This is a genomic window from Pseudomonas leptonychotis (genome assembly GCF_004920405.1).
GTDB lineage: Bacteria > Pseudomonadota > Gammaproteobacteria > Pseudomonadales > Pseudomonadaceae > Aquipseudomonas > Aquipseudomonas leptonychotis.
The window spans coordinates 450,466-471,871 of the sequence record NZ_RFLV01000003.1 but is presented as its reverse complement, the minus strand read 5'-3'; the positions used below and the strand labels follow the sequence as shown (position 1 = coordinate 471,871).

General features: G+C 57.3%; 31 protein-coding genes. 29 read left to right on the top strand and 2 right to left on the bottom strand.

All coding sequences use genetic code 11. The features are described from left to right. Positions 1 to 4 precede the first annotated feature (4 nt). From rpsC to bfr, 22 genes are all read left to right on the top strand, one after another. Complete coding sequence (gene rpsC / locus D8779_RS16565) at positions 5 to 691, top strand: 30S ribosomal protein S3 (RefSeq protein WP_069519907.1); 687 nt, start codon at positions 5 to 7, stop codon at positions 689 to 691. A gap of 12 nt (positions 692 to 703) precedes the next feature. Next, a complete protein-coding gene (gene rplP, locus D8779_RS16560) occupies positions 704 to 1,117 on the top strand; it encodes a 50S ribosomal protein L16 (RefSeq protein WP_042552939.1) in 414 nt (137 codons plus the stop codon). Then, the gene (gene rpmC, locus D8779_RS16555) at positions 1,117 to 1,308 is read left to right on the top strand and encodes a 50S ribosomal protein L29 (protein ID WP_002555481.1); all 192 of its coding nucleotides are present in this window, start codon (positions 1,117 to 1,119) and stop codon (positions 1,306 to 1,308) included. Before rplP ends, rpmC begins: the two co-directional genes overlap by 1 nt. A gap of 2 nt (positions 1,309 to 1,310) precedes the next feature. Continuing rightward, entirely contained in the window at positions 1,311 to 1,577 is a 267-nt protein-coding gene (gene rpsQ / locus D8779_RS16550; RefSeq protein ID WP_090255823.1) for a 30S ribosomal protein S17, read from the top strand. Between the two features lie 23 nt (positions 1,578 to 1,600). After that, positions 1,601 to 1,969: a 50S ribosomal protein L14 gene (rplN, locus tag D8779_RS16545; RefSeq protein WP_003281831.1), complete on the top strand. Its 369-nt coding sequence runs from the start codon at positions 1,601 to 1,603 to the stop codon at positions 1,967 to 1,969. A gap of 11 nt (positions 1,970 to 1,980) precedes the next feature. Further along, entirely contained in the window at positions 1,981 to 2,295 is a 315-nt protein-coding gene (gene rplX, locus D8779_RS16540) for a 50S ribosomal protein L24 (protein WP_007896770.1), read from the top strand. Between the two features lie 20 nt (positions 2,296 to 2,315). Further along, on the top strand, positions 2,316 to 2,855 hold the full coding sequence (gene rplE / locus D8779_RS16535) for a 50S ribosomal protein L5 (RefSeq protein WP_090243100.1): 540 nt from the start codon (positions 2,316 to 2,318) through the stop codon (positions 2,853 to 2,855). A gap of 13 nt (positions 2,856 to 2,868) precedes the next feature. Beyond that, entirely contained in the window at positions 2,869 to 3,174 is a 306-nt protein-coding gene (gene rpsN, locus D8779_RS16530) for a 30S ribosomal protein S14 (RefSeq protein ID WP_090243102.1), read from the top strand. Between the two features lie 182 nt (positions 3,175 to 3,356). Further along, positions 3,357 to 3,749 (top strand): 30S ribosomal protein S8, encoded by a 393-nt coding sequence (rpsH, locus tag D8779_RS16525; RefSeq protein WP_090243103.1) that lies wholly within the window; start codon positions 3,357 to 3,359, stop codon positions 3,747 to 3,749. A gap of 13 nt (positions 3,750 to 3,762) precedes the next feature. Beyond that, entirely contained in the window at positions 3,763 to 4,296 is a 534-nt protein-coding gene (rplF, locus tag D8779_RS16520) for a 50S ribosomal protein L6 (protein ID WP_136665577.1), read from the top strand. A gap of 10 nt (positions 4,297 to 4,306) precedes the next feature. Next, a complete protein-coding gene (gene rplR / locus D8779_RS16515; protein ID WP_079204532.1) occupies positions 4,307 to 4,657 on the top strand; it encodes a 50S ribosomal protein L18 in 351 nt (116 codons plus the stop codon). Between the two features lie 3 nt (positions 4,658 to 4,660). Continuing rightward, complete coding sequence (rpsE, locus tag D8779_RS16510) at positions 4,661 to 5,161, top strand: 30S ribosomal protein S5 (protein ID WP_090243105.1); 501 nt, start codon at positions 4,661 to 4,663, stop codon at positions 5,159 to 5,161. A gap of 2 nt (positions 5,162 to 5,163) precedes the next feature. Continuing rightward, positions 5,164 to 5,343, top strand: a complete 180-nt coding sequence (gene rpmD / locus D8779_RS16505) for a 50S ribosomal protein L30 (protein ID WP_079204534.1) — start codon at positions 5,164 to 5,166, stop codon at positions 5,341 to 5,343. A gap of 3 nt (positions 5,344 to 5,346) precedes the next feature. Continuing rightward, a complete protein-coding gene (gene rplO / locus D8779_RS16500; protein WP_136665576.1) occupies positions 5,347 to 5,781 on the top strand; it encodes a 50S ribosomal protein L15 in 435 nt (144 codons plus the stop codon). Further along, positions 5,782 to 7,110 (top strand): preprotein translocase subunit SecY, encoded by a 1,329-nt coding sequence (secY, locus tag D8779_RS16495; protein ID WP_136665575.1) that lies wholly within the window; start codon positions 5,782 to 5,784, stop codon positions 7,108 to 7,110. A 26-nt stretch (positions 7,111 to 7,136) separates the two neighbouring features. Then, positions 7,137 to 7,253, top strand: coding sequence for a 50S ribosomal protein L36 (rpmJ, locus tag D8779_RS16490; RefSeq protein WP_045215308.1), 117 nt, complete (start codon positions 7,137 to 7,139; stop codon positions 7,251 to 7,253). A gap of 131 nt (positions 7,254 to 7,384) precedes the next feature. Beyond that, entirely contained in the window at positions 7,385 to 7,741 is a 357-nt protein-coding gene (rpsM, locus tag D8779_RS16485; protein WP_090255786.1) for a 30S ribosomal protein S13, read from the top strand. A 30-nt stretch (positions 7,742 to 7,771) separates the two neighbouring features. Further along, positions 7,772 to 8,161: a 30S ribosomal protein S11 gene (gene rpsK / locus D8779_RS16480; protein WP_013789773.1), complete on the top strand. Its 390-nt coding sequence runs from the start codon at positions 7,772 to 7,774 to the stop codon at positions 8,159 to 8,161. Between the two features lie 17 nt (positions 8,162 to 8,178). Next, the gene (gene rpsD / locus D8779_RS16475) at positions 8,179 to 8,799 is read left to right on the top strand and encodes a 30S ribosomal protein S4 (protein ID WP_136665574.1); all 621 of its coding nucleotides are present in this window, start codon (positions 8,179 to 8,181) and stop codon (positions 8,797 to 8,799) included. Positions 8,800 to 8,821: 22 nt separating this feature from the next. Further along, complete coding sequence (locus D8779_RS16470) at positions 8,822 to 9,823, top strand: DNA-directed RNA polymerase subunit alpha (RefSeq protein ID WP_136665573.1); 1,002 nt, start codon at positions 8,822 to 8,824, stop codon at positions 9,821 to 9,823. Between the two features lie 42 nt (positions 9,824 to 9,865). Continuing rightward, on the top strand, positions 9,866 to 10,252 hold the full coding sequence (rplQ, locus tag D8779_RS16465; protein ID WP_069519894.1) for a 50S ribosomal protein L17: 387 nt from the start codon (positions 9,866 to 9,868) through the stop codon (positions 10,250 to 10,252). Between the two features lie 186 nt (positions 10,253 to 10,438). Next, positions 10,439 to 10,903, top strand: coding sequence for a bacterioferritin (gene bfr / locus D8779_RS16460; protein WP_136665572.1), 465 nt, complete (start codon positions 10,439 to 10,441; stop codon positions 10,901 to 10,903). A gap of 58 nt (positions 10,904 to 10,961) precedes the next feature. Here the strand turns inward: bfr and uvrA are convergent, their stop codons facing one another. Then, on the bottom strand, positions 10,962 to 13,817 hold the full coding sequence (gene uvrA / locus D8779_RS16455; RefSeq protein WP_136665571.1) for an excinuclease ABC subunit UvrA: 2,856 nt from the start codon (positions 13,815 to 13,817) through the stop codon (positions 10,962 to 10,964). Positions 13,818 to 13,951: 134 nt separating this feature from the next. On the opposite strand from uvrA, the gene D8779_RS16450 reads away from it, so the two are divergent. The 4 genes from D8779_RS16450 to D8779_RS16435 are packed head-to-tail and all read left to right on the top strand — an operon-like array spanning position 13,952 to position 17,690. Further along, complete coding sequence (locus tag D8779_RS16450; protein ID WP_136665570.1) at positions 13,952 to 15,340, top strand: MFS transporter; 1,389 nt, start codon at positions 13,952 to 13,954, stop codon at positions 15,338 to 15,340. A 17-nt stretch (positions 15,341 to 15,357) separates the two neighbouring features. Further along, on the top strand, positions 15,358 to 15,855 hold the full coding sequence (locus D8779_RS16445) for a single-stranded DNA-binding protein (RefSeq protein WP_136665569.1): 498 nt from the start codon (positions 15,358 to 15,360) through the stop codon (positions 15,853 to 15,855). Positions 15,856 to 15,877: 22 nt separating this feature from the next. Next, positions 15,878 to 16,762: a sugar nucleotide-binding protein gene (locus D8779_RS16440; protein WP_136665568.1), complete on the top strand. Its 885-nt coding sequence runs from the start codon at positions 15,878 to 15,880 to the stop codon at positions 16,760 to 16,762. Next, entirely contained in the window at positions 16,755 to 17,690 is a 936-nt protein-coding gene (locus D8779_RS16435; RefSeq protein WP_205895832.1) for an NAD-dependent epimerase/dehydratase family protein, read from the top strand. The genes D8779_RS16440 and D8779_RS16435 overlap by 8 nt, the downstream gene beginning before the upstream one ends. Before the next feature lie 133 nt (positions 17,691 to 17,823). Here D8779_RS16435 and D8779_RS16430 read toward each other — a convergent pair whose 3' ends face one another. After that, positions 17,824 to 18,510: an OmpW/AlkL family protein gene (locus D8779_RS16430; RefSeq protein ID WP_136665567.1), complete on the bottom strand. Its 687-nt coding sequence runs from the start codon at positions 18,508 to 18,510 to the stop codon at positions 17,824 to 17,826. A 240-nt stretch (positions 18,511 to 18,750) separates the two neighbouring features. Between D8779_RS16430 and D8779_RS16425 the strand changes: the two genes are divergently transcribed. The 3 genes from D8779_RS16425 to D8779_RS16415 are packed head-to-tail and all read left to right on the top strand — an operon-like array spanning position 18,751 to position 21,405. Next, a complete protein-coding gene (locus D8779_RS16425) occupies positions 18,751 to 19,521 on the top strand; it encodes a DUF3450 domain-containing protein (protein ID WP_136665566.1) in 771 nt (256 codons plus the stop codon). Beyond that, positions 19,518 to 20,864, top strand: a complete 1,347-nt coding sequence (locus D8779_RS16420; protein ID WP_136665565.1) for a MotA/TolQ/ExbB proton channel family protein — start codon at positions 19,518 to 19,520, stop codon at positions 20,862 to 20,864. The genes D8779_RS16425 and D8779_RS16420 overlap by 4 nt, the downstream gene beginning before the upstream one ends. Further along, a complete protein-coding gene (locus D8779_RS16415; RefSeq protein WP_136665564.1) occupies positions 20,857 to 21,405 on the top strand; it encodes a MotA/TolQ/ExbB proton channel family protein in 549 nt (182 codons plus the stop codon). Before D8779_RS16420 ends, D8779_RS16415 begins: the two co-directional genes overlap by 8 nt. The last annotated feature ends 1 nt before the right edge of the window (position 21,406 follow it).

Below are 21,406 nucleotides of genomic sequence, written 5' to 3'. Positions count from 1 at the left end.
TCAGATGGGTCAGAAAGTACATCCCATTGGCATTCGCCTGGGAATCGTCAAGGAGCACACCTCCGTCTGGTACGCCAGCGGTCGGACTTATGCGGACTATTTGTTCGCTGATCTGAAGGTGCGCGAGTATCTCCAAGACAAATTAAAAAGCGCGTCCGTAAGCCGTATCGACATTGCTCGCCCGGCTCAAACTGCACGTATCACCATCCACACTGCTCGTCCCGGTATCGTTATCGGTAAGAAAGGTGAAGATGTTGAGAAACTGCGTCAGGACCTGACCAAGCAAATGGGTGTGCCTGTGCACATCAATATCGAAGAGATCCGCAAGCCGGAGCTCGACGGTATGCTGGTTGCGCAGAGCGTAGCTCAGCAGCTGGAGCGTCGTGTGATGTTCCGTCGCGCTATGAAGCGCGCTGTACAGAACGCCATGCGTATTGGTGCCAAGGGCATCAAAATCCAAGTGAGCGGTCGTCTTGGTGGTGCGGAAATCGCACGTACCGAATGGTATCGCGAAGGTCGTGTGCCGTTGCACACCCTGCGTGCCGATATCGACTATGCCACGTACGAAGCGCACACCACTTATGGTGTGATCGGTGTCAAGGTTTGGATCTTCAAAGGCGAAGTAATTGGTGGCCTTAAAGAAGAACTGAAACCGCAAGCACCTGCGCCTCGTAAAAAAGCTGCTAAGTAAGGGGTACGCCAAATGTTGCAACCAAAGCGTACGAAGTTCCGTAAGCAGATGACCGGCCACAACCGTGGTCTGGCTCAGCGCGGTAGCAAAGTCAGCTTCGGCGAATTCGCCTTGAAGTCTGTTGCCCGCGGTCGTCTCACCGCCCGTCAGATTGAGTCCGCTCGTCGTGCTCTGACTCGTCACGTTAAGCGTGGCGGGAAAATCTGGATTCGCGTTTTCCCGGATAAGCCGGTTACCAAGAAGCCTCTCGAAGTGCGGATGGGTAAAGGTAAGGGTAGCGTTGAGTATTGGGTAGCCCAGATCCAGCCAGGCAAAGTCCTGTACGAGATCGAAGGCGTTTCCGAAGAGTTGGCGCGTGAGGCTTTTGCCCTGGCTGCTGCAAAGCTGCCGCTCGCCACCACTTTTGTTAAGCGGACGGTGATGTGATGAAGGCGAATGAACTTCGTGAAAAATCAGCACAGCAGCTGAACGAGCAACTGCTCGGCCTGCTGCGCGACCAGTTCAATCTGCGTATGCAGAAAGCAACTGGCCAGTTGGGGCAGTCTCACCTGCTCTCGCAAGTTAAGCGCGATATCGCTCGTGTGAAAACTGTGCTCAACCAGCAGGCAGGTAAGTGATCATGGCTGAAGCCGAAAAAACCGTCCGTACGCTGACCGGCCGTGTCGTCAGCGACAAGATGGACAAGACCATCACCGTATTGATCGAGCGCCGTGTTAAGCACCCGATCTACGGCAAATATGTCAAGCGTTCGACCAAGCTGCACGCACACGACGAAACCAACCAGAGCAAGATCGGCGACAAAGTTTCCATTCGTGAAACCCGTCCCGTAGCCAAGACCAAGTCTTGGGCGCTGGTTGAGATCCTCGAACGCGCAGTGGACGTCTAAGGGCTAAGGGTCGGAGAAATTATATGATTCAGACTCAATCCATGCTCGACGTCGCTGACAACAGCGGTGCTCGTCGCGTTATGTGTATCAAGGTGCTGGGCGGTTCTCACCGTCGTTATGCTGGCATCGGCGACATCATCAAAGTAACCGTTAAGGAAGCAATTCCGCGCGGTAAAGTGAAGAAAGGCCAAGTGATGACTGCTGTTGTAGTCCGCACGCGTCACGGCGTTCGTCGCCCTGATGGCTCGATCATTCGCTTTGATGGCAACGCTGCTGTTCTGCTGAACAACAAGCAAGAGCCAATTGGCACTCGTATTTTTGGGCCAGTGACTCGTGAACTTCGTACTGAGAAGTTCATGAAGATCGTCTCGCTCGCCCCTGAAGTGCTCTAAGGAGATCCGACATGCAAAAGATTCGTCGTGACGACGAGATCATCGTGATCGCCGGTAAAGACAAAGGTAAGCGTGGCAAGGTGCTTAAGGTTCTCGCTGACGACCGTTTGGTTGTCGGTGGGCTTAACCTGGTTAAGCGCCATACCAAGCCGAACCCGATGTCGGGCGTTCAGGGCGGTATCGTCGAGAAAGAAGCGCCTCTGCACGCTTCTAACGTGGCCATCTTCAATGGCGAAACTAACAAGGCTGATCGCGTTGGTTTCAAAGTTGAAGACGGTAAGAAAATTCGTGTCTTCAAGTCGACCCAAAAAGCGGTTGATGCTTGAACACTGCTAGGTAGAAGACCATGGCACGACTAAAAGAGATTTACCGGAAAGAAATCGCGCCGAAGCTTAAGGAAGAACTTAAGCTCGGTAACGTGATGGAAGTTCCGCGCATCACCAAGATCACCCTGAATATGGGCCTGGGCGAAGCAATCGGTGACAAGAAAATCATCGAGCACGCTGTTGCCGACCTGGAAAAGATTACCGGTCAGAAAGTCATCGTGACTTATGCCCGCAAGTCGATTGCAGGTTTCAAAGTTCGTGAGGGCTGGCCGATTGGCGTTAAAGTAACTCTGCGCCGCGAGCGTATGTACGAGTTCTTGGATCGTCTGCTGTCTATCTCCCTGCCGCGCGTGCGTGACTTCCGCGGCCTGAATGCCAAGTCCTTCGATGGTCGTGGCAACTACAGCATGGGCGTTAAAGAGCAGATCATTTTCCCGGAAATCGACTACGACAAGATCGATGCTCTGCGTGGTCTGGATATTACTTTGACCACCACCGCCCGTTCGGATGATGAAGGTCGCGCCTTGTTGCGTGCGTTCAAATTCCCGTTCCGTAACTGATTGGAGTCCGATCATGGCCAAAACCAGCATGAAAAACCGCGAGCTGAAGCGTCAGCAAACGGTAGCCAAGTACGCTAAGAAGCGTGCCGAGCTGAAAGCTACCATCGCCGATCTGAACGCCAGTCCGGAAGCGCGTTGGGAAGCACAAGTAGCGCTGCAGAAGCAGCCGCGTGACGCCAGCGCTTCGCGCCTGCGTAATCGCTGCCGCATTACCGGTCGTCCGCACGGCGTTTATCGCAAGTTCGGTCTGTCGCGTATCAAGCTGCGTGAAGCTGCAATGCGTGGTGATGTACCCGGTCTGGTTAAAGCCAGCTGGTAAAAAACAAAGCCGGCCTAGTGCCGGCTTTGTCTTATCTGTGAATCAAGCCCCTTTGGGGCTTGATTCATTTTTGATCAGTCTCTAGAATGCTCGGCTCGCCTGAGCCTGGGTTGTACATTTCCAGAATTCTCAGCGACTGTAGCCGCAAGGCTAATTCTTTTTGTATCAGGAGCGTCTAGCCCATGAGTATGCAGGACCCGTTAGCGGACATGCTAACTCGTATCCGTAATGCCCAGATGGCTGAAAAGTCCGTCGTAAGCATGCCGTCTTCCACGTTGAAGGTGGCTGTAGCCAAAGTTTTGAAAGACGAAGGTTATATTGCGGGTTATCAGATCAGTGGTGAAGTTAAGCCACAGCTGTCCATCGAGCTGAAGTACTTCGAAGGCCGTCCGGTTATCGAAGAAGTTAAGCGCGTAAGCCGTCCAGGCCTTCGCCAATATAAATCCTCTGATGATCTGCCGAAAGTTCGTGGCGGTCTCGGGGTTTCCATCGTCTCCACCAATAAAGGTGTGATGACGGACCGCGCTGCGCGCGCTGCCGGTGTCGGCGGCGAAGTGCTTTGCACAGTGTTCTAAGGGGGGAATAAGCATGTCTCGCGTTGCTAAGAACCCCGTTACGCTGCCCGCTGGTGTTGAGGTCAAACTCGCCGGCCAACAGCTTTCGGTAAAGGGTGCCAAGGGTACTCTCGAACTGAATGTTCACTCGTCCGTTGAAGTTCTGCATGAAGCCGGTGAGTTGCGTTTCGCTGCTCGCAATGGTGATCAGCAGACTCGCGCCATGGCCGGCACTACTCGTGCTCTGGTCAATAACATGGTGATCGGTGTTAGTGCTGGCTTTGAGCGCAAGCTACAGCTGGTCGGCGTTGGTTACAAAGCGCAAGCCAAAGGTCAGGTGCTGAACCTCGCTCTCGGCTACTCCCATCCGATCGACTATGAGTTGCCGGACGGTGTGGTTGCTGAAACCCCGAACCAGACCGAGATCCTGATCAAGGGTGTCGACAAGCAACTGGTTGGTCAGGTCGCTGCGGAGATTCGTGACTTCCGTCGTCCTGAACCTTATAAGGGCAAAGGTGTTCGTTACGCTGACGAAGTCGTCCGCCGTAAAGAAGCCAAGAAGAAGTAGGGCATAGCAAATGACCGACAAAAAAGTTACTCGACTGCGTCGCGCTCGCAAAGCACGCCTGAAAATGCACGAGCTCGAAGCCGTGCGTCTCTGCGTGTATCGCTCTTCGCAGCACATCTATGCCCAGGTCATTTCGGCCGACGGCAGCAAGGTTTTGGCCAGCGCCTCTACCTTGGACAAAGCACTGCGTGACGGCGCCACTGGCAACGTCGACGCGGCCAAGAAAGTTGGCGAGCTGGTTGCCGAGCGTGCGAAAGCCGCTGGTGTAACTCAGGTTGCATTCGACCGTTCTGGCTTCAAGTACCACGGCCGCGTTCAGGCGCTGGCTGATGCTGCTCGTGAAGGCGGGCTGGAGTTCTAAGTTATGTCAAATAACGACCAAAAGCGCGACGAAGGCTACATCGAGAAGCTGGTACAGGTTAACCGCGTTGCCAAAACCGTTAAGGGTGGCCGTATCTTCACTTTCACCGCGTTGACCGTGGTGGGTGATGGTAAGGGTCGCGTCGGTTTCGGCCGTGGCAAGTCCCGTGAAGTGCCTGCTGCTATCCAGAAAGCGATGGAAGCTGCTCGTCGCAACATGATCCAGGTAGACCTGAACGGTACCACCCTGCAGTACGCCATTAAGTCCAATCATGGCGCTTCTAAGGTGTACATGCAGCCTGCTTCTGAAGGTACCGGCATCATCGCCGGTGGCGCTATGCGTGCCGTTCTGGAAGTGGCTGGCGTGCAAAACGTTCTGGCTAAATGCTACGGCTCGACTAACCAAGTGAACGTGGTATACGCCACATTCAAAGGTTTGAAAGCTATGCAGTCGCCGGGTTCTATTGCGGCCAAGCGTGGCAAGAGCGTCGAGGAGATTCTCTAATCATGGCTAATACCGTAAAAGTCACGCTGATCAAAAGCATGACCGGCCGTATCCCCAACCATAAACTCTGCGTTAAGGGTCTGGGGCTGCGTCGCATTGGTCACACCGTAGAAGTACTTGATACTCCCGAGAATCGCGGGATGATCAACAAGGCTTACTACATGCTGCGAGTCGAGGGTTAACACATGTACCTGAACGATTTGAGTCCTGCGCCGGGTTCCCGTCGCGAGAAGCACCGTCCGGGCCGTGGTATCGGTAGCGGTTTGGGTAAGACTGGTGGCCGCGGCCACAAAGGTCAAACCTCCCGCTCCGGTGGCACCATTGCTCCGGGTTTTGAAGGCGGCCAGCAGCCTCTGCACCGCCGTCTGCCTAAGTTCGGCTTCGTTTCTTTGAAGGCTATGGACCGCGCACAAGTGCGTACGTCCGAGCTGAATAAAATCGAAGGCGGCATTGTTACTCTTCAGTCGCTGAAGGATGCCAACCTGATCAACCAACATGTACGGCGTGTGAAAGTCATGCTGTCCGGTGAAGTTACTCAGGCAGTCACCCTTAAAGGTATCGCCGCCACCAAAGGTGCGCGCGCGGCTATCGAAGCAGCTGGCGGTAAGTTCGAGGAATAAATGGCTAAGCAAGGTGCTCTCTCAGCGCTCAGCAATGGCGGGTTGTCCGAACTCTGGGCTCGTTTGCGCTTTCTGTTAATGGCGATCATCGTCTATCGGATAGGTGCACACATTCCCGTTCCAGGCATCAATCCGGACCGGCTGGCGGACCTGTTTCGACAGAATGAGGGGACCATTCTTAGCTTGTTCAACATGTTTTCCGGCGGCGCGCTGGAGCGAATGAGCATTTTTGCGTTGGGGATCATGCCGTATATTTCGGCGTCGATCATCATGCAGCTCATGACCGCTGTCAGCCCGCAGCTGGAGCAGTTGAAGAAGGAAGGTGAGGCTGGCCGTCGCAAGATTAGCCAGTACACCCGCTACGGCACCCTCGTCCTGGCAATTGTTCAAGCAGTCGGCATGTCCGTCGGCCTGGCCAGTCAGGGCGTAGCGTTTTCGGTCGATTTCGGCTTCCACTTCGTTGCGGTCACCACGTTTGTGGCGGGCGCGATGTTTATGATGTGGTTGGGCGAGCAAATCACTGAGCGCGGTGTTGGCAACGGTATCTCGATGCTGATTTTTGCAGGCATCGTGGCCGGTCTGCCGTCGGCAATAGGGCAGTCTTTCGAGTCTGCGCGTCAGGGTGACATCAATATCTTTGCCCTGATTGCCATCGGTTTGCTGGCAGTAGCGATTATCGGTTTCGTGGTGTTCATTGAGCGTGGTCAGCGTCGCATTGCGGTGCACTACGCCAAGCGTCAGCAGGGCCGTAAGGTCTTCGCTGCGCAAACCAGCCACTTGCCGTTGAAGGTGAACATGGCGGGGGTTATCCCGGCTATTTTTGCCAGCAGCCTTCTGTTATTCCCGGCTTCGCTGGGTGCCTGGTTTGGTCAGTCCGAGGGTATGGGCTGGCTGCAGGATATTTCACAGGCTATCGCTCCTGGTCAGCCGTTGAACATTTTGCTGTTTAGTGCAGGGATTGTGTTCTTCTGCTTCTTCTATACAGCGCTGATGTTCAACCCGAAAGACGTAGCGGAAAACCTTAAAAAGTCCGGTGCCTTTATTCCGGGTATCCGTCCCGGTGAGCAATCGGCGCGCTATATCGATGGCGTGTTGACTCGCTTGACCATGTTCGGTGCTCTGTACATGACGGCCGTATGCTTGTTGCCCCAGTTTCTGGTGGTGGCTGCCAACGTACCGTTCTATCTTGGCGGGACTTCGCTGCTGATCGTGGTAGTGGTTGTGATGGACTTTATGTCGCAAGTACAATCGCACCTCGTTTCGCACCAGTACGAATCCCTGATGAAGAAAGCTAACCTGAAGGGCTACGGCAGCGGCATGCTGCGCTGAGGCCCATAAGGTTCGAGGAGTTGGTGATGAAAGTTCGTGCATCAGTGAAAAAGCTGTGCCGTAACTGCAAGATTGTTCGTCGCGAAGGTGTTGTTCGCGTGATTTGCAGCTCGGAACCGCGTCACAAGCAGCGCCAAGGCTGAGTGTGAGAGAAGTGACAAGCCCGGCAGCTAGTGCGCTGCCGGGTTGATTATTTGTTTCTACAGCGTTAGTATCTCGCGCCCTATTTCTTGGCTTCCGGGGCGTAGGTAGCTGTCAATTGGAGTTCCACTGAATGGCCCGTATTGCAGGCGTTAACATTCCGGATAACAAGCACACTGTTATCTCGTTGACCTACATCTATGGTGTTGGTCGCACAACTGCACAGAAAGTCTGTGCTGCCGCCGGCGTTAATCCGGCTGCAAAAATCAAAGATCTCTCTGACGAGCAGATCGAGCAGCTGCGTGGCGAAGTAGCCAAGGTTAATACCGAAGGCGACCTGCGTCGTGAAGTGAACATGAAAATCAAGCGCTTGATGGACCTGGGTTGCTACCGCGGCCTGCGTCATCGTCGTGGTCTTCCGGCTCGCGGTCAGCGTACCAAGACCAACGCGCGTACCCGTAAGGGCCCGCGTAAGCCGATCCGCAAGTAATCGCATTCGCGCATCGACAGGAATTTAGTCATGGCAAAACCTGCTGCTCGTACTCGTAAGAAAGTCAAAAAGACGGTGGTTGATGGCATCGCCCACATCCACGCTTCTTTCAACAACACAATCGTGACCATTACTGACCGTCAGGGCAACGCTCTGTCTTGGGCTACCTCAGGTGGTTCAGGTTTCCGCGGTTCGCGTAAAAGCACCCCGTTTGCTGCCCAGGTGGCCGCTGAACGTGCTGGTCAAGCTGCGCTGGAATACGGTCTGAAGAACCTCGACGTTAACGTTAAGGGTCCCGGTCCGGGTCGTGAGTCCGCTGTCCGTGCTTTGAACGGTTGTGGCTATAAGATCGCCAGCATCACCGATGTGACGCCCATTCCGCATAACGGATGCCGTCCTTCGAAGAAGCGTCGCGTGTAATCAGGAGACAGTGAGAAATGGCTCGTTACATTGGTCCCAAATGCAAACTGTCTCGTCGTGAAGGCACAGATCTTTTCCTGAAAAGCGGTGTACGCGCTCTGGAATCGAAGTGCAACATCGAAGCAGCCCCAGGTATTCACGGTCAGCGCCGTGGTCGTCAGTCTGACTACGGCACCCAGCTGCGTGAGAAGCAAAAAGTTCGTCGTATCTACGGTGTACTTGAGCGTCAATTCAGCGGTTATTACAAAGCAGCTGCCGGCAAGAAAGGCGCTACTGGTGAGAACCTTCTGCAATTGCTCGAGTGTCGTCTGGATAACGTGGTTTATCGCATGGGCTTCGGCTCAACTCGCGCTGAATCCCGTCAGCTGGTCTCGCACAAGTCGATCAGCGTAAACGGCAATACTGTAAACGTTCCGTCTTACCAGGTTAAAGCTGGCGACGTCGTTGCAATTCGCGAGAAGGCGAAGAATCAGCTGCGCATTGTTCAAGCTCTCGAGCTGTGTGCCCAGCGTGGCCGCGTTGAATGGGTAGAAGTAGACACTGAGAAGAAGTCTGGCGTGTTCAAAAGCGTCCCGGCGCGCAGTGATCTCTCCGCTGACATCAACGAAAGCCTGATTGTCGAGCTCTACTCCAAGTAAGGGCTAGAAAATAGGTGCATCCATGCAGATTTCGGTAAATGAGTTCCTGACCCCCCGTCACATTGATGTGCAGGTGGTCAGTCCGACCCGCGCCAAGATCACGCTCGAGCCTCTCGAGCGCGGCTTTGGCCACACCCTGGGCAACGCGCTGCGCCGCATCCTGTTGTCCTCCATGCCTGGCTGTGCAGTAGTTGAGGCCGAGATTGACGGTGTACTCCATGAGTACAGCGCCATAGAAGGTGTTCAGGAAGATGTCATTGAAATCCTGCTCAACCTGAAAGGTCTGGCTGTCAAACTGCATGGTCGTGACGAAGTGACGTTGACTCTGGCGAAGAAGGGCTCGGGTGTAGTTACCGCTGCCGATATTCAGCTGGATCACGATGTTGAAATCGTCAATGGCGACCACGTAATCGCCAACATGGCTTCCACTGGCGCGCTGAACATGAAGCTCACCATAGCTCGTGGTCGCGGCTATGAGCCGGCTGATGCTCGTCAGAGCGATGAAGATGAAAGCCGCAGCATTGGTCGCTTGCAGCTGGATGCTTCGTTCAGCCCGGTACGCCGTGTGTCGTACGTGGTGGAAAACGCTCGTGTTGAGCAGCGTACTAACCTGGACAAGCTGGTTATTGACCTGGAGACCAACGGTACTCTGGACCCTGAAGAGGCTATTCGCCGCGCTGCAACCATTCTGCAACAGCAGTTGGCTGCGTTCGTCGACCTCAAAGGTGACAGTGAGCCTGTTGTTATCGAGCAGGAAGACGAGATCGATCCGATCCTTCTGCGTCCGGTTGATGACTTGGAACTGACTGTACGTTCGGCAAACTGCCTCAAGGCAGAGAACATTTACTACATTGGTGATCTGATTCAGCGCACCGAAGTGGAACTGTTGAAAACGCCGAACTTGGGCAAGAAATCCCTGACTGAAATCAAGGATGTTCTGGCTTCTCGCGGTCTGTCCCTCGGTATGCGCCTCGACAATTGGCCGCCGGCAAGTCTGAAGAAAGACGATAAGGCGACTGCCTGATCGTCATCATCACCGAACGTGAGTTTGGTAAGGAATTGAACCATGCGTCATCGTAAAAGTGGCCGTCACCTCAGCCGCACCAGCGCACACCGCAAGGCCATGTTTCAGAACATGGCGGTATCGCTGTTCGAGCATGAGCTGATCAAAACTACTCTTCCGAAAGCCAAAGAGCTGCGCCGCGTTGCCGAGCCGCTGATCACTCTGGCTAAAGAAGACAGCGTTGCAAACCGCCGTCTGGCCTTCGACCGTACTCGTTCGAAAGCCATCGTTGGTAAGCTGTTTAACGACCTGGGCAAGCGCTACGCCACCCGTCAGGGCGGTTACCTGCGTATCCTCAAGTGCGGCTTCCGCACTGGTGACAATGCTCCAATGGCCTACGTTGAGCTGGTTGACCGTCCGGTCGCTGGTGCAGCTGTAGACGCTGAGTAAGTCGCTGGTTGTATAAAAAACCGGGCCTTGGCCCGGTTTTTTTATGGGCGAGAAAAAGCGCCTAAGGTATGGCTCTGCAGTGGCTGATGGTTGTTGGATGGCGGATGCGCGGGTGTGCCACTTGACCTATCGTCGGCGCGCGCCCAGCATTAATGCCTGTATGTTGTTTGGTTAAGGAACTGCCCCATGAAAGGCCATGTTGAAGTCATCGATTATCTGAAAATGCTGCTCAAGGGCGAGCTGGCCGCCCGTGATCAGTATTTCGTGCACTCGCGCCTGTATGAGGATTGGGGGTTCACCAAGCTGTACGAGCGTATTAATCATGAGATGGAAGAAGAGACTCAGCACGCTGATGCCATCCTCAAGCGCATTCTGTTTCTTGAGGGCACGCCGGACATGGTGCCTGACAGCTTCCACTTTGGGCAGACGGTGCCGGAGATGCTCAAGCTCGATCTGGCGCTGGAGTATCAGGTGCGCGCTGCGCTGAGCAAAGGTATCGCGTTGTGCGAACAACATCAGGATTACCACACCCGCGATATTCTGTTGGTCCAGCTCAAGGACACTGAAGAAGATCACGCCTACTGGCTAGAAATTCAACTGGGGCTGATTAGCAGTCTCGGCCTGGAGAACTATTTGCAGTCGCAAATGTAGGTTCCCATCGACACAAAAAAGCCCCGAATGATCGGGGCTTTTTTGTCTTTGCGCGAGGTTAGTCGCGGTCACGTTCCAGCAGTGGTTTGAGGAAGTAACCGGTATGCGACTGCGGCATCTCTGCGACTTCTTCTGGGGTGCCGAAAGCAATGATCTGACCGCCCTTGGAGCCGCCTTCTGGGCCGAGATCGACTAGCCAGTCGGCCGTCTTGATCACGTCCAGGTTGTGCTCGATCACCACCACGGTGTTGCCGTGGTCCCGCAGGCGATGCAGCACGTCGAGCAGTTGCTGGATATCAGCGAAGTGCAGGCCCGTGGTCGGCTCATCAAGGATATACAGGGTTTTGCCGGTGTCGCGCTTGCTTAGCTCGCGGCTCAGCTTGACCCGTTGTGCTTCACCGCCGGAAAGGGTGGTCGCCGACTGGCCCAGCTTGATATACGACAGCCCCACATCCATCAGAGTTTGTAGCTTGCGCGCCAATGCAGGTACGGCATCGAAGAACACTCGCGCTTCCTCGATGGTCATGTCCAGCACTTCGGTGATGCTCTTGCCCTTGTATTTCACTTCCAGGGTTTCACGGTTGTAGCGTTTACTTTTGCACACGTCGCAAGGCACGTAGATGTCCGGCAGGAAGTGCATTTCCACTTTGATCAGGCCGTCGCCTTGGCAGGCTTCACAGCGTCCGCCTTTGACGTTGAAGCTGAAGCGTCCTGGGCCGTAACCGCGTGAGCGCGATTCCGGCACGCCGGCGAACAGTTCACGGATCGGAGTGAACAGGCCGGTGTAGGTCGCAGGGTTCGAGCGTGGTGTGCGGCCGATTGGGCTTTGGTCGATGTCCACCACCTTATCCAGGTGTTGCAGGCCGTCGATGCTGTCGTGGGCGGCAGCTTCTAAAGTGGTGGCGCCGTTGAGTGCGGTGGCGCTCAGCGGGTACAAGGTGTTGTTGATCAGCGTCGACTTGCCTGAGCCGGATACACCCGTCACGCAGGTCAGCAGGCCAATCGGAATATCCAGATCGACATTGCGCAGGTTATTGCCGCGCGCGCCTTTAATCTTCAACGAGAGTTTCTTGTCCCGTGGCGTACGCTTAGCCGGAACGGCGATCTTCACCCGGCCGGAGAGGTACTTGCCGGTGAGTGAGTCTGGATGCGCCATGACTTCGGCTGCGGTGCCTTGTGCGACGATCTGGCCGCCGTGTACGCCAGCCCCTGGGCCAATATCGACTACGTAGTCGGCCATGCGAATGGCGTCTTCGTCGTGCTCGACCACGATCACCGTATTACCGATATCGCGCAGGTGACGCAGGGTGCCGAGCAGGCGCTCGTTGTCACGCTGATGCAGGCCGATGGACGGCTCATCGAGGATGTACATGACTCCAACCAGCCCTGCGCCGATTTGACTGGCCAGGCGGATACGCTGTGCTTCCCCGCCCGACAGGGTGTCGGCGCTGCGGTCCAGGGTCAGGTAGTCGAGGCCAACGTTGACCAAAAACTGCAGGCGTTCGCGAATTTCTTTAAGGATCTTCTCGGCGATTTCGCCGCGCCGACCAGGCAGCGCCAGGCTGCCGAAATACTCGGTGGCGTCGCCAATCGGCATACCACTGACTGCCGGTAGGGTTTTCTCTCCAACCCACACGTGGCGGGCCTCCCGGCGCAGGCGAGTGCCACGGCAATCCTGGCAGGCCTGGGTGCTGAGGAACTTGGCCAGTTCCTCGCGCACGCTGGTGGATTCAGTTTCGCGGTAGCGCCGCTCCAGGTTGGGCACGATCCCTTCGAAAGGGTGCGAGCGCTTGACGATATCGCCACGGTCGTTGAGGTACTTGAAGTCGACGTTCTGCGTACCGCTACCAAATAAGATGCACTTCTGGTGCTCGGCGCTGAGCTCGTCGAACGGTACTTCCAGGCTAAAGCCGTAGTGCGCGGCGAGGGAGCCGAGCATCTGGAAGTAATACACGTTGCGCCGGTCCCAGCCACGGATTGCGCCTTCGGCCAGGGTCATCTCGCCATTAACCAGGCGCTTGATGTCAAAGAACTGCTTCACGCCCAGGCCGTCGCAGGTCGGGCAGGCGCCGGCCGGGTTGTTGAAAGAAAACAGCTTGGGCTCTAGTTCGCTGATCGAGTGGCCGCAGGTTGGGCAGGCGAAGCGGGCGGAGAAGATGATTTCTTCGCCTTCTTCACCTTGCTCGTTGTTGCCTTCGGCGGGGAGGGGCGCGACCAGGGCCAGGCCGTCGGCCAGCTTGAGGGCGGTTTCGAAGGATTCGGCCAGGCGCTGCTGCAGATCGCCGCGCGCCTTGAAACGGTCAACCACGGCATCGATGCTGTGCTTCTTCTGTTTATCGAGTTTCGGCAGTTCATCCAACTCGTAAATCTTGCCGTTGACTCGCACGCGCACGAAGCCTTGGGCACGCAGCTCGTCGAAGATCGCCAGGTGTTCGCCTTTACGTTCGCGAATCACCGGCGCCAACAACATCAGCTTGCTGCCTTCGGGCAGGGCTAATACCTGGTCGACCATTTGGCTGACGGTCTGCGCTTCCAGCGGCAGATCGTGGTCCGGGCAGCGCGGAATACCGGCGCGGGCATAGAGCAGGCGCAGGTAGTCGTAAATCTCGGTAATGGTGCCGACGGTGGAGCGTGGGTTGTGTGAAGTGGACTTCTGCTCGATGGAGATCGCCGGCGACAGGCCTTCGATGGTGTCGACGTCAGGCTTTTCCATCATCGACAGGAACTGGCGGGCGTAGGCCGACAGGGATTCCACATAGCGGCGCTGACCCTCGGCGTAGAGGGTGTCAAACGCCAGTGACGACTTGCCAGAGCCGGACAGGCCGGTAATCACGATCAGCTTGTCGCGGGGCAGGGTCAGGTCGATGTTTTTCAGGTTATGGGTGCGCGCACCCCGGATCAGAATCTTGTCCACAAACAACGGCCTCGCATGGCGGGCGGAAAACCAACGAGTATACGGCCCCATAGGCGGGCGCGGCAAAGCGTCACTGCTGTGCCATGACCATTGAGGCTGCTAGAATCGCCGCCTATTTCGACAGAGCGTTTTCCATGCACGATCCGCACAGCGAGCGTATGAGTGGCAGCGAGACCCGCGCGGCCAGTGGCCTGGCGCTGGTGTTCGCGTTCCGTATGCTCGGTATGTTTATGGTGCTGCCGGTGCTGGCGACCTATGGCATGGACCTGGCGGGTTCGACCCCCGCACTGATTGGTTTGGCGATAGGTGCGTATGGCCTGACGCAGGCGTTCTTGCAAATCCCTTTTGGCATGCTCAGTGATCGCATCGGCAGGCGTCCGGTGATCTATGCGGGCTTGCTGATTTTTGCCGCCGGCAGCCTGCTGGCAGCCAATGCCGATTCGATTTGGGGGGTGATTGCTGGGCGCGTGCTGCAAGGCGCCGGGGCGATTTCAGCGGCGGTGATGGCGCTGCTCTCCGATCTCACTCGCGAGCAGCACCGGACTAAGGCGATGGCCATGATTGGCATGAGCATCGGCTTGTCGTTTGCGGTGGCAATGGTGGTCGGCCCGCTGCTGACGCGTGCCTTTGGTTTGTCGGGTCTGTTTCTCGCCACCGCAGCGATGGCGCTGCTGGGCATTGTGATCGTTGCCGGGCTAGTGCCCTCTTCTGCCGGGCCGCTGCAGCACCGTGAGTCGCGGGTGAGCAAGCAGGCACTGCTGCCGACACTCAAGCATCCTGACTTACTGCGTCTGGACTTCGGCATTCTGGTGTTGCATGCCATCCTGATGGCCAGCTTTATTGCCTTGCCGCTGGCGCTGGTAGAGCAGGGTGGGTTGGCCAAGGAAGAACACTGGTGGGTGTATCTGACCGCGTTACTGGTAGGTTTCTTCGGCATGGTGCCGTTCATCATTTATGGTGAGAAGAAGCGTCAGATGAAGCCTGTGCTGCTCGGCGCGGTGAGCGTGCTGCTGCTGTGTGAGCTGTTCTTTTGGTGGTTCGGTACCAGCTTGCGTGCGCTGGTGCTCGGCACAGTGGTGTTCTTTACCGCGTTCAATCTACTGGAGGCGTCATTGCCTTCGCTGATTAGCAAGGTCGCGCCAGCGGGTGGTAAGGGCACAGCGATGGGCGTTTATTCCACCAGCCAGTTTCTGGGTGCGGCCATCGGTGGCATCCTCGGTGGTTGGTTGTATCAGCACTACAGCCTGTCGGGTGTGTTTGCGGGCTGTGCCGTGCTGGCTCTTTTTTGGCTGGTTTTTGCTGTTACTATGCGCGAACCGCCGTATGTCACCAGCCTGCGCCTGCCACTTTCAGCTGTGGCCTTGCAAGAAACAGGGCTGGCCGAGCGTCTACAGGCATTGCCCGGTGTGGCGGATGCTGTAGTGGTGCATGAAGAAGCCGCCATCTATATCAAAGTGGATACCCAACAATTGGACCGCACGTCCCTCGAGCGCCTCATAGAGCCGGTGCCGGCGGCGTGCTGAAAGCCTAGGAGAACGTTATGGCCCGTGGGGTTAACAAAGTCATTCTGGTCGGTACCTGCGGACAGGACCCGGAAACCCGTTACCTGCCAAATGGCAACGCGGTCACCAACCTGAGCCTGGCCACCAGCGAGCAGTGGACCGACAAGCAAACCGGGCAGAAGGTCGAGAAGACCGAATGGCACCGTGTGTCGATGTTTGGCAAGGTTGCGGAAATTGCCGGTGAATATCTGCGTAAAGGTTCGCAGGTGTATATCGAAGGTAAGCTGCAAACCCGTGAGTGGGAAAAAGACGGTATCAAGCGTTATACCACCGAGATCGTTGTCGACATGCAAGGCACCATGCAGCTGTTGGGCGGCCGTCCGGATAACGCCGGTGGCGATTCTGCGCCACGGCAGCAACGTCCTGCTGCTGCACCGCAGCGCGCACCACAGCAATCCGCTCCGCGTCCGGCTCCGCAGCCAGCAGCTCAACCCGCTCCGGACTTCGACAGCTTCGACGATGACATCCCGTTTTGATCGCCTGAATTAGCGTTTTATCATGCGTATGCGGCTAATGCTGCTGGGTGGGGGCAATGCTCTTGGGCAAGCTCTGATTCGTCTCGGTGCTGAAGAGGACATCGGCTTCCTCGCGCCGCGTCCGCCTGAGTCTGGCTGGGACCCTGCCAGCCTGACTCAGCTGCTTGATGACACCCGTCCAGATGCCCTGATCAACCTTGCTTACTACTTCGACTGGTTCCAGGCTGAAGTAGTAAGTGAGGCGCATTTTGCTGCTCAGGAGCGCTCCGTCGAGCGTCTCGCCGAACTCTGCCAGCATCATCAAATTCGTCTGTTACAGCCGTCCAGCTACCGCGTGTTCGATGGCGTGCGCGCTACGGCGTACAGTGAAAAGGAAGAACCTCAGCCGCTTGGCCTGAGGGGGCAAGCCCTCTGGCGTTTTGAGCAGCGCGTGCGAGCAATTTGTCCGCGTCATGTGCTGTTGCGTTTTGGCTGGTTGCTGGATGACAGCGCCGCTGGCTTGCTCGGGCGCTTTCTAAGCCGCGCTGGGCAAAGTGAGCCGCTGTTGCTGGCCGATGATCGGCGAGGCAATCCGACCCCGGTTGATGATGCGGCGCGGGTAATTCTCGCCGTGCTTAAGCAGTTGGATTGCCAGACGCCCCTGTGGGGCACCTATCACTACGGCGGGCATGAGGCGACCACGTCGCTGGCGCTGGGGCAGGCAGTGCTGAGCGAGGCGCGCAGTTTTCGCAGCAATCTGGTTGAGGAGCTGGGCCCGCAAGCGCACAGCGCCCGTTCGGATGCCGCCGAAGAGCCGCAGCACGCGGTGTTGTCTTGCAAGAAAATTCTGCACACTTTCGGCATCAAACCTCGCGCCTGGCGCTCGGGCTTGCCGAGCCTACTGGATCGTTACTACCGCCATGTCTGATTTGCGTCCTGTCTTGGTTACCGGCGGTGCGGGTTTTATCGGCTCGCACTTGGTCGATGCGTTATTGGCCCAAGGGCATCGCGTGCGGGTGCTGGATAACCTGTCGATGGGCAAACGGTCCAATCTGCCGTTGGATAATCCTCTGCTGCAGTTTATCCAGGGCGATGTCGCCGATGCGGCCGTGGTAGCGCAGGCGGTTGCCGGGTGTGTGGCCGTGGCGCATCTGGCGGCGGTGGCCTCGGTGCAGGCCTCGGTGGATGATCCGGTGGCGACCCATCAGAGTAATTTCGTCGGCACCCTGAATGTCTGCGAGGCCATGCGCCTGCACGGCGTCAAACGCGTGTTGTTTGCCTCCAGTGCGGCGGTCTATGGCCATAACGGCGAAGGCATGGCCATTGATGAAAATACGCCGAAGGCGCCGCTGACACCTTATGCCGCGGACAAGCTGGCAAGCGAGCACTACCTGGATTTCTATCGCCGTCAGCATGGTTTGGAACCGGCGATTTTTCGCTTCTTTAATATCTTCGGACCGCGGCAGGACCCATCCTCGCCGTATTCCGGAGTAATCAGTATTTTCACCCAGCGCGCTCAGCAAGGTCTGCCGATCAGCGTGTTCGGTGATGGTGAGCAGACTCGCGATTTTTTCTACATCGCGGACTTGCTGGCGTTGTTGACCCAGGCGCTGACTGCGCCGCAAGTGGTGGAGGGCGCGGTCAATGTCGGCTGGAACCAGGCTGTCAGCCTAAATCAGCTGCTGGCTGATATTGGTGAGCTGTGTGGCGGTTTGCCTGCGATCACCTATCAAGCTCCGCGTGCTGGCGATATTCGTCACTCGCGTGCAGATAACCAACGGTTACAGGCGCATTATCAGTTGCCGCCAACAACCTCCATGCAAGAAGGCTTAAGGCATCTGCTGGCGCAATCCTGAGTAAAGAGTGAGTGAAAAAAACCGGCCATTTAGGTCGGTTTTTTTATGCTCTGCCATTTTTGCCGGGCATCTCTCGAATCGTCGCTGTGCGACGTTAAGAGTGGTCCTAGGCAATTCTTGATTGCAGTAGAACTTAGAACTTGTAGCCCAGGCCGACCATATAGACGAAAGGGTCCACGTCCACATCGACTTTCACCTTGTCGCCAAGGATGTGTGTGGTGCCGGTGGTGTCGATATCGATATAACGCACCTGGGCGTTGAGCATGATGCTGTCAGTCAGCATGTAGTCCATGCCCACCTGCGCCGCCAACCCCCAAGAGTCTTTCATGTCCAGGCCGCTAAAACCTTTGTCTTGCGCTTCGCTGCTCAGTTCGGTGTCGAAGAACCAGGTGTAATTGATGCCGGCGCCGACATAAGGCTGGAATGCTGAGCTCGAATCGAGCGGGTAATACACCACGCTCAGTGTCGGTGGCAGGTGTTTGAGTTCGCCGAGTTTGCCGTTGAGCCCGGCGAAGGCCCCTGGCATGCCTTTTACGCCTACGTCATGGCTGAACGGGGTGGCCGCCAGTAGTTCGATGCCAATGTTGTTGGTCAGCATGTAGGCAAAGTTCAAACCCAGCTGGGTGTCGCTGTTGAGTGTGGCCTTGGTGCCTGCCACGTTGGTGTCGAGGGCACCTACCCATATATCGCCGCTGCTTTCCTGTGGGTCAACGGTGATGGCACCGGCCCGCACGATAATATCGCCCGCTTGGTGTGCGTGTGCCATTGGCGCGGCAATCGCCAGGGTCAGCAGTGAGGCGGTTAAAAGAGATGTACGCATGCTGTGCTCCCATAAATCATCGGTTCGAATTGGCTGAGCACGATGTTAGAAGGGCTGAAAAAGACGCTGTTGATCCAGCTCAATAAAGTAGTGAGCTATCTAAATTTTCATGCGTGGGGCGTTTAGAAAGGCGGCAGCAGCTATCTGGCCTGCAGTGGTTGCCTAAGCGTGGTTGCTTGAGAGACGTAATGCAGTTGATAATAATTATCTTTATGCATGTCTCTTCACAAGGAATGCCCCATGACCCCTCTGCCGAAGCGCCTGCTGGCAGTCGCTCTGGTTCTGGCCAGTGCGCCGCTTGCCGCGACCCCTCTGGATGCCGCACTGGATGAAAGCCAAGCCTTGGCTGCCGATGCCAAGGCCTCGCAAGCTCGCGTCGAACAACTCGATGACGCCAGCCGGGAAATGCTCAGCGAATACCGCAATGCCCTGCAGCAGGCCGAAGCTCTGCAGGGTTACAACGCTCAGCTGCGTGAGCTGGTAACGGCGCAGCGCAAGGAACTGGCGGGCTATCAGCAGCAGTTGGACGGCATTGAGCGCACGCAGGAGGCGGTGACTCCGCAGATGCGCCGCATGGTTGAGGTGCTGGGGGAGTTTATCGGCGCTGACCTGCCGTTCCTTCCCGATGAGCGCAGTGACCGTTTGGCGCAGTTGCAGGATCTGCTGCCGCGTGCCGATGTCAGCCTGGCGGAAAAATACCGACGCATCCTTGAGGCCTACCAAGTGGAAAGCGATTACGGCCGCACCCTGGAAGCCTGGCGTGGCGAGTTGCCGAGTGAAGGCAGCTCGCGCAGTGTCGAGTTTCTGCGCCTGGGCCGGGTGATGCTGTATTTCCAAACCCTCGATGGCCATGAAAGTGGTTGGTGGAACCCGCAAACCCGTAGCTGGCAAATCCTCGATGGCAGTGCGCGTCGTCCATTGCGTCAGGCCATCGCGATTGCCCGTCAGGAGCAGGCCCCGGCCTTGCTTGACCTGCCTGTGAAAACCCTGGCGCTGGAGGCCAAGCCATGAACCGTCGCGTTCTTGCTCTAACCCTGGCCTTGCTGCCAGCGCTGGCCGTTGCGGCCGAACCCTTGAGCCCGGACCAACTGCTGCAACGCATTCGCAGTGAGCGTGCTGCCGAAGTCACGGCCATGCAGAGCCGTGAGCAGGCCTTCATTGCGGAGCGTGGCGAGCGCGCGCAGTTATTGGCGGGTGCGCGTAGCGCCTTGAGCACACAGAAGGCCGAAGCCGAACGGCTAAAGGCTGAGTTTGACCGTCAAGAAAGTCAGTTGGCCGAGCAAGAGAAACTGCTGACTCAACGTGTCGGTCATCTCGGTGAGTTATTTGGCGTGGTTCGCCAAAGCGCCGGTGATGTCGCTGGGCAGTGGCAGGACAGCCTGCTCAACGCTCAATACCCGCAGCGTCTGGCCAGCCTCAAGGCATTGGCTGAAAGCCGCACGCTGCCATCCGCCGCCGATCTCGATGGCTATTGGATGCTGCTGCTCGAAGACCTGACCGCCAGCGGCCGCGTAGAGCCGGTGCAGTTGCCGGTGGTTGCTGCTGATGGCACGCGTGCACCGCAAAGCGTGCTGCGCGTCGGCACGTTTTCCGCCTACGGCACCGATGATTTCTTGCGTTACGACGCCGATGCGGGCGAGCTGATTGCTCCGCCGCGTCAGCCGTCCGGGCTGGGTCAAGTGGGCGATTACCTGGGCAGCAACGAAACAGTTGCCAGCCTCCCGATCGACCCGAGCCGCGGCACCCTGCTGGCGCAGTTGCAGCGTCAGCCTGGGCTGTGGGATCGCGTGCAGCAGGGTGGGCTGGTCGGCTGGGTGATCCTCGCCCTGGGTCTGTTTGGTCTGCTGCTGGCGATCTGGCGCATGGTCTTTCTGACTCGTGCGGGGCGTGGCGTCAGCGCGCAGATGCATGACCTCAGCGCGCCGCGTGCGGACAACCCGCTGGGCCGGATCATCGGCGTGCTGGGGCCTAAACCGCAATTGTCGGATCTGGAAACCCTGGAGTTGAAGCTCGACGAAGCCATCCTGCTGGAAACCCCGCCGCTGGAAAAAGGCCAGGGCCTGCTCAAGCTGCTGTGCGCCGTAGCGCCGCTGCTGGGTCTGCTCGGTACCGTGACCGGGATGATCGTCACCTTCCAAGCGATTACCCAAGGCGGTGGCGGTGATTCACGGCTAATGGCCGATGGTATCTCGCAAGCACTGGTCACCACCGTGCTGGGGCTGGTGGTGGCGATTCCGCTGCTGTTCCTGCACACCCTGCTCGCTAGCCGCAGCAAAGGCCTGATCCAGCTGCTCGAACAGCAGAGCGCCGGGCTGATCGCCCTGCATCTGTCGGGAGCTCCGCGCCGTGACTGATTGGCTGGCGCTGTGGTTGCGCCTGGTTGACAGCAGCCATGCCTTGCTCGATTTCATGAGCGCCGGTGGCGTGGTGATGTGGGCGCTGGCGGGCCTGTGTGTGGTGTTCTGGACCTTGGTGTTTGAGCGCTTCTGGTACATGCGCCGGGTGTTTCCGGAGTGGGTGAAGGAGCGCCGTCAGGCCTGGCAACAGGTGCTAAATGATGATGCCGGTAACTGGCAACGCGCGGTGCGCAGCGCCTGGTTGGCGCAGGCGCAGCAGCATTTGCTCGGGCCGTTACGCCTGAGCAGAACCCTGGTGGCGATGTACCCGCTGCTGGGCTTGCTCGGCACGGTGAGCGGCATGGTGGCGGTGTTTGACGTGTTGGCCATCAACGGCGCCGGTAACCCGCGCGGCATGGCCGCTGGCGTTTGGCAGGCAACCCTGCCGACCATGGCCGGCATGGTGCTGGCGATTAGTGGATTGTTCAGCTTGGCGCGTCTTGAACGTGATGCGCGCCGGGCTCTAGAGCGGCTGGCTGACCAGCTGCGTCACGACTGAG

Excerpts from the sequence above, each read along its gene's own strand:
- rpsC (WP_069519907.1), top strand. The coding sequence starts at position 5 with ATGGGTCAGAAAGTACATCCCATTGGCATTCGCCTGGGAATCGTCAAG.
- rplP (WP_042552939.1), top strand. The coding sequence starts at position 704 with ATGTTGCAACCAAAGCGTACGAAGTTCCGTAAGCAGATGACCGGCCAC.
- rpmC (WP_002555481.1), top strand. The coding sequence starts at position 1,117 with ATGAAGGCGAATGAACTTCGTGAAAAATCAGCACAGCAGCTGAACGAG.
- rpsQ (WP_090255823.1), top strand. The coding sequence starts at position 1,311 with ATGGCTGAAGCCGAAAAAACCGTCCGTACGCTGACCGGCCGTGTCGTC.
- rplN (WP_003281831.1), top strand. The coding sequence starts at position 1,601 with ATGATTCAGACTCAATCCATGCTCGACGTCGCTGACAACAGCGGTGCT.
- rplX (WP_007896770.1), top strand. The coding sequence starts at position 1,981 with ATGCAAAAGATTCGTCGTGACGACGAGATCATCGTGATCGCCGGTAAA.
- rplE (WP_090243100.1), top strand. The coding sequence starts at position 2,316 with ATGGCACGACTAAAAGAGATTTACCGGAAAGAAATCGCGCCGAAGCTT.
- rpsN (WP_090243102.1), top strand. The coding sequence starts at position 2,869 with ATGGCCAAAACCAGCATGAAAAACCGCGAGCTGAAGCGTCAGCAAACG.
- rpsH (WP_090243103.1), top strand. The coding sequence starts at position 3,357 with ATGAGTATGCAGGACCCGTTAGCGGACATGCTAACTCGTATCCGTAAT.
- rplF (WP_136665577.1), top strand. The coding sequence starts at position 3,763 with ATGTCTCGCGTTGCTAAGAACCCCGTTACGCTGCCCGCTGGTGTTGAG.
- rplR (WP_079204532.1), top strand. The coding sequence starts at position 4,307 with ATGACCGACAAAAAAGTTACTCGACTGCGTCGCGCTCGCAAAGCACGC.
- rpsE (WP_090243105.1), top strand. The coding sequence starts at position 4,661 with ATGTCAAATAACGACCAAAAGCGCGACGAAGGCTACATCGAGAAGCTG.
- rpmD (WP_079204534.1), top strand. The coding sequence starts at position 5,164 with ATGGCTAATACCGTAAAAGTCACGCTGATCAAAAGCATGACCGGCCGT.
- rplO (WP_136665576.1), top strand. The coding sequence starts at position 5,347 with ATGTACCTGAACGATTTGAGTCCTGCGCCGGGTTCCCGTCGCGAGAAG.
- secY (WP_136665575.1), top strand. The coding sequence starts at position 5,782 with ATGGCTAAGCAAGGTGCTCTCTCAGCGCTCAGCAATGGCGGGTTGTCC.
- rpmJ (WP_045215308.1), top strand. The coding sequence starts at position 7,137 with ATGAAAGTTCGTGCATCAGTGAAAAAGCTGTGCCGTAACTGCAAGATT.
- rpsM (WP_090255786.1), top strand. The coding sequence starts at position 7,385 with ATGGCCCGTATTGCAGGCGTTAACATTCCGGATAACAAGCACACTGTT.
- rpsK (WP_013789773.1), top strand. The coding sequence starts at position 7,772 with ATGGCAAAACCTGCTGCTCGTACTCGTAAGAAAGTCAAAAAGACGGTG.
- rpsD (WP_136665574.1), top strand. The coding sequence starts at position 8,179 with ATGGCTCGTTACATTGGTCCCAAATGCAAACTGTCTCGTCGTGAAGGC.
- D8779_RS16470 (WP_136665573.1), top strand. The coding sequence starts at position 8,822 with ATGCAGATTTCGGTAAATGAGTTCCTGACCCCCCGTCACATTGATGTG.
- rplQ (WP_069519894.1), top strand. The coding sequence starts at position 9,866 with ATGCGTCATCGTAAAAGTGGCCGTCACCTCAGCCGCACCAGCGCACAC.
- bfr (WP_136665572.1), top strand. The coding sequence starts at position 10,439 with ATGAAAGGCCATGTTGAAGTCATCGATTATCTGAAAATGCTGCTCAAG.
- D8779_RS16450 (WP_136665570.1), top strand. The coding sequence starts at position 13,952 with ATGCACGATCCGCACAGCGAGCGTATGAGTGGCAGCGAGACCCGCGCG.
- D8779_RS16445 (WP_136665569.1), top strand. The coding sequence starts at position 15,358 with ATGGCCCGTGGGGTTAACAAAGTCATTCTGGTCGGTACCTGCGGACAG.
- D8779_RS16440 (WP_136665568.1), top strand. The coding sequence starts at position 15,878 with ATGCGTATGCGGCTAATGCTGCTGGGTGGGGGCAATGCTCTTGGGCAA.
- D8779_RS16435 (WP_205895832.1), top strand. The coding sequence starts at position 16,755 with ATGTCTGATTTGCGTCCTGTCTTGGTTACCGGCGGTGCGGGTTTTATC.
- D8779_RS16430 (WP_136665567.1), bottom strand. The coding sequence starts at position 18,510 with ATGCGTACATCTCTTTTAACCGCCTCACTGCTGACCCTGGCGATTGCC.
- D8779_RS16425 (WP_136665566.1), top strand. The coding sequence starts at position 18,751 with ATGACCCCTCTGCCGAAGCGCCTGCTGGCAGTCGCTCTGGTTCTGGCC.
- D8779_RS16420 (WP_136665565.1), top strand. The coding sequence starts at position 19,518 with ATGAACCGTCGCGTTCTTGCTCTAACCCTGGCCTTGCTGCCAGCGCTG.